5 protein-coding genes are annotated in these 4,438 nt (G+C 55.5%); all 5 read left to right on the plus strand.

Annotated elements, in window-relative coordinates; translation table 11 throughout:
• Positions 1-525 (plus strand): RnfABCDGE type electron transport complex subunit D (locus ACF8AM_RS14770; protein ID WP_392556370.1); only part of this gene is annotated, 525 nt, incomplete at its 5' end.
• On the plus strand, positions 512-1,423 hold the full coding sequence (locus tag ACF8AM_RS14775) for a Na(+)-translocating NADH-quinone reductase subunit C (protein WP_392556371.1): 912 nt from the start codon (positions 512-514) through the stop codon (positions 1,421-1,423). The genes ACF8AM_RS14770 and ACF8AM_RS14775, both read left to right, overlap by 14 nt.
• 3 nt (positions 1,424-1,426) lie before the next feature.
• Positions 1,427-2,053 carry an NADH:ubiquinone reductase (Na(+)-transporting) subunit D gene (locus tag ACF8AM_RS14780; protein ID WP_392556372.1) on the plus strand — a complete coding sequence of 209 codons (627 nt, stop codon included), beginning with the start codon at positions 1,427-1,429 and terminating at the stop codon, positions 2,051-2,053.
• A gap of 3 nt (positions 2,054-2,056) precedes the next feature.
• Positions 2,057-2,698, plus strand: coding sequence for an NADH:ubiquinone reductase (Na(+)-transporting) subunit E (gene nqrE / locus ACF8AM_RS14785; RefSeq protein WP_392556373.1), 642 nt, complete (start codon positions 2,057-2,059; stop codon positions 2,696-2,698).
• A gap of 134 nt (positions 2,699-2,832) precedes the next feature.
• Complete coding sequence (gene nqrF, locus ACF8AM_RS14790) at positions 2,833-4,092, plus strand: NADH:ubiquinone reductase (Na(+)-transporting) subunit F (RefSeq protein ID WP_392556374.1); 1,260 nt, start codon at positions 2,833-2,835, stop codon at positions 4,090-4,092.
• Positions 4,093-4,438 lie beyond the last annotated feature (346 nt).

Below are 4,438 nucleotides of genomic sequence, written 5' to 3' on the forward strand. Positions count from 1 at the left end.
GTTGGGTCACTCAGTGCCGTTCAATACGTTTGGGGAGCGGAAGAACCGATCACCTGGATGAACGCCTTCATCGGAACCATCCAAGGCTGCGTCGGTGAAACCAGTGCTTTGCTGTGCTTGGTCGGTGCATTGATCCTGATCGCCACCGGCATCGGATCGTGGAAAATCATGGCTGGCGTCATCGCCGGTGTGACCGGGACGGCGTTACTGCTGAACGTCGTTGGCAGCGAAACCAACCCCATGTTCGCAGTACCGTTTTACTGGCACCTGGTCATCGGCGGAGTCGCCTTTGGGTTGGTGTTCATGGCGACTGACCCGGTCAGTGCCTCGATGACCGAATTGGGTAAATGGGTTTATGGGATCCTGATTGGATTCATGACTGTGCTGATTCGCGTCATCAACCCTGCTTTCCCAGAAGGCATCATGCTGGCGATCTTGTTCGGCAACGTGTTCGCACCGTTGATCGATTGGGGCGTCGTCCAACTCAACATCCGCCGGAGGGCCGCACGCTATGTCACAGCCTGATTCCACTTTGAAAACGATCGTGACCGCGACGATTCTGTGCGTGGTCTGCTCGTTCGCCGTCAGCGCCGCCGCAGTGGCTTTGCGACCACGGCAAGAAGAAAACAAAGTCCTCGACCGCCAACGCAACATTTTGGATGCGGCCGGTTTGTCGATGGGCGAATTCGGAAAGCCAGCCGCTGAGCTGGACAAAGAACAAATCGAAACGCTGTGGGCCTGGGTCAGTCCTGAATTGATTGACCTGGAGACCGGGGAAGTCGACACCGATTTGGTCGGCGAAGACGCTGAAAAGTACGATCCTCGCGAAGCAGCCAAGAAGGACGACGAGAGCATCGAGATCACTGACCCGCAATTTGACATTGGCGTTCCTCGTCGTGAAAAAGTCGCTCGCGTTTACTACGTGAAAAAACCAGGCAGCGAAAAGATCGAGATGGTCGTGTTGCCCGTCTACGGCAAAGGCCTCTGGTCAACGCTGTATGGCTACATGGCGTTGAAGAACGATCTGGAAACGATCGCTGGTTTGACTTTTTATGAGCACGCGGAAACACCCGGTCTGGGTGGCGAAGTGGACAACACGAAATGGAAAGCCCAGTGGGTCGGCAACAAACTGTATGACTCGGAGGGCAACCCCGCCGCTCGCGTTGCGAAGGGGCCTGCACCCGACGGCGACGATTTCGCGGTCGACGGTTTGTCCGGTGCCACGATCACTTGTCGCGGTGTGACCAACCTCGTGCGTTACTGGGCCGGTCCCAACGGATACGGACCGTTCCTGAATCAACTGAAGCAACGAATTTCCGGTGACGCATCCGCGGAAGCCGATCAACCCGAATCCTCCGTCGAAAGCGGTGTCGAACAATACGACATCGACAACGTCGGTCCCAAAGAACCGGTGGGAGAGTAAACCATGGCTGCCCCCAAAGTCGGCAAGGTCCTGTTTGGACCCGTCATCGATAACAACCCGATTGCGTTGCAGATCCTGGGCATTTGTAGTGCTCTGGCCGTGACGACCAGCATCCAAGTGTCGATCGTCATGTCGCTCGCGGTGATCGCGGTGACGGGATGTTCGAACGCAGCGGTTTCGTCCATCCGCCATTACATTCCCGGCAGCATCCGGATCATCGTGCAGATGACCGTGATCGCGTCGCTGGTGATTGTCGTTGACCAAGTGCTGAAGGCGTACATGTACGAAATCAGCAAACAGCTTTCGGTCTTCGTCGGTCTGATCATCACCAACTGCATCGTCATGGGACGTGCGGAAGGCTTTGCCATGAAGAATGGCGTTTGGATCAGTTTCCTCGACGGAATCGGCAACGGCCTCGGGTACGGATTGGTCCTGCTCGTTGTCGCGTTCTTCCGCGAATTGTTCGGCAGCGGTTCGCTGTTGGGCTTTGAGCTCTTTCAACTCGACCGCAACGGCGGTTGGTACAACCCGAACAACTTGATGCTGTTGCCGCCCAGTGCGTTCTTCATCATCGGGTTCTTGATTTGGGTCATTCGTTTGAACAAACCCGAACAAATTGAAGAGGCCTAAGTCATGGTCGAGCAATACCTCAGTATCTTTTTGAAGGCGGTTTTCGTCGAGAACTTGGCACTCGCATTCTTTTTGGGAATGTGCACGTTCTTGGCCGTCAGTAAGAACGTCAAAACGGCGATCGGTTTGGGCGTCGCGGTCATCGCGATTGAAACGATCACCGTGCCGGCCAACCAACTGATCTACAGCCTGCTGCTGAAGAAAGGTGCGTTGACCTGGGTCAACGATTTCCTGATCAGCACGGACACGTACAACTTCGCGGAGGTCGACCTGACCTTCCTCGGGTTCATCAGTTACATCGGCGTGATTGCCGCCATGGTTCAGATCTTGGAGATGTTCCTCGATCGGTTCATGCCCAGCCTTTACAACGCGTTGGGGATCTTCCTGCCCCTGATCACAGTGAACTGTGCCATCTTGGGTGCGTCGCTGTTCATGGAGCAACGTGAATATCCGTTTGGCGAATCAGTCGTCTTCGGCTTTGGATGTGGCGTCGGTTGGGCGTTGGCGATCATGGCTTTGGCCGGAATTCGCGAAAAATTGAAGTACAGCGACGTTCCCCCGCCGCTTCGCGGTTTGGGAATCACGTTCATCACGGTTGGTTTGATGTCGTTGGCGTTCATGTCCTTCAGCGGCATCCAGCTTTAACGAAATCGGATCGTTCCCTTGCGTGCGTCAGCCAGAAGGTTGGCAGCAGTGAGTTTGTCAGCCACAGCGGCTGACGTGAGTTTTGACTGTCAGGCTGAATCGCCTCGCGTGCACCCCTCAACTTTTGATTTAAAATGCTTTCCCTTCCTTTGATGATGGCGGCCTCCGCCAGCACGGTCGTCATTCTCGGCGTCGTCATGTTCACCGTTGTGGTGATCGCATTGGTGCTGCTGATTTTGGCCGCCAAGAGCCAATTGGTTGCGTCCGGCCCGGTCAAAATCATGATCAATGGCCAAAAAGAAATTTCCGTCCCGGCCGGCGGAAAGCTGCTCGGTGCTCTCGCGGATGCGGGCATCTTCGTCAGCAGTGCCTGCGGCGGCGGTGGGACCTGTGCTCAGTGCAAAGTCAAATTCACCGAGGGTGGCGGCGATTTGCTGGCGACTGAAGCTGGCCACATCAACAAGAAAGAAGCCGCTGAGGGCGAACGATTGTCCTGCCAGGTCGCAGTGAAAACCGACATGGTGGTGGAGGTTCCACCGGAAGCGTTTGACACCCAGAAATGGGAATGCACCGTCAAAAGCAACGACAACGTTGCGACGTTCATCAAGGAATTCGTGCTGCAGCTTCCTGAAGGTGCCGAAGTCGACTTCCGTGCCGGGGGTTACATCCAAATCGAATGCCCGCCGCACGAAGTCCACTACAAAGACTTCGACATCGACGAAGAGTATCATCCCGATTGGGACCAGTACAACATTTGGCGGTACGTTTCGAAGGTGGAAGAACCCGTCGTGCGTGCGTACTCGATGGCCAACTACCCTGGCGAGAAGGGCATCATCATGCTCAACGTCCGGGTCGCTTCGCCACCACCACGTGCTCCCGAGGGAACACCGCCTGGGAAGATGAGCAGTTACATCTTCTCGCTCAAACCCGGCGACAAGGCCACGATCAGTGGTCCTTACGGTGAGTTCTTCATCAAGGACAGCGACGCGGAAATGGTCTACATCGGTGGTGGTGCCGGGATGGCTCCGCTGCGAAGTCACATCTTCGAATTGTTCAAACGCCAAAAGACGGACCGCAAGGTCAGCTACTGGTACGGCGGTCGAAGCCTGCGTGAGTTGTTCTACATCGAACACTTTCGTGAAATCGAAAAGGACTTCCCGAACTTCCAGTTCAACATCGCGTTGTCTGAACCACAACCGGAAGACAACTGGGACGGCTACGTCGGTTTCATTCACCAAGTCTTGCTGGACAACTACCTCAGCACGCACCCCGCGCCGGAAGACATCGAGTACTACATCTGTGGCCCACCAATGATGAACGCCGCTGTGTTCCGTATGCTCGATGACCTGGGTGTCGAACCCGAAAACATCGCCTACGACGACTTCGGCGGGTGATGAGACGGTGACTGGTTGCCGTTGCAAGCCATTTGAATGCAATGGAGTATTGCGAGTTTGTAGGCAACCGAGGCCCTCGGTTGCCGTCCAGTTTGAATGCAACTGAGAGCCGCAGTTGCTTACGAGACTAGTGCAACTGAGAGCCTCAGTTGCTTACAAGATTAGTGCGACTGAGAGCCTCAGTCGCCTACGGGTGAGCCATCTTCCGAGTCTCTCGGTTGCGAAGCATTCATGTAGGCAACCGAGGCCCTAGGTTGCCATGTTTTGGGTTAGAAACCGAGGCCCCTCGGGTGTCATGTTTGACGTAGGCAACCGAGGCCCTTCGGTTGCCATGTTTCAGGTTGGG

Source organism: Rhodopirellula sp. JB055, assembly GCF_043100905.1.
Taxonomy (GTDB): domain Bacteria; phylum Planctomycetota; class Planctomycetia; order Pirellulales; family Pirellulaceae; genus Rhodopirellula.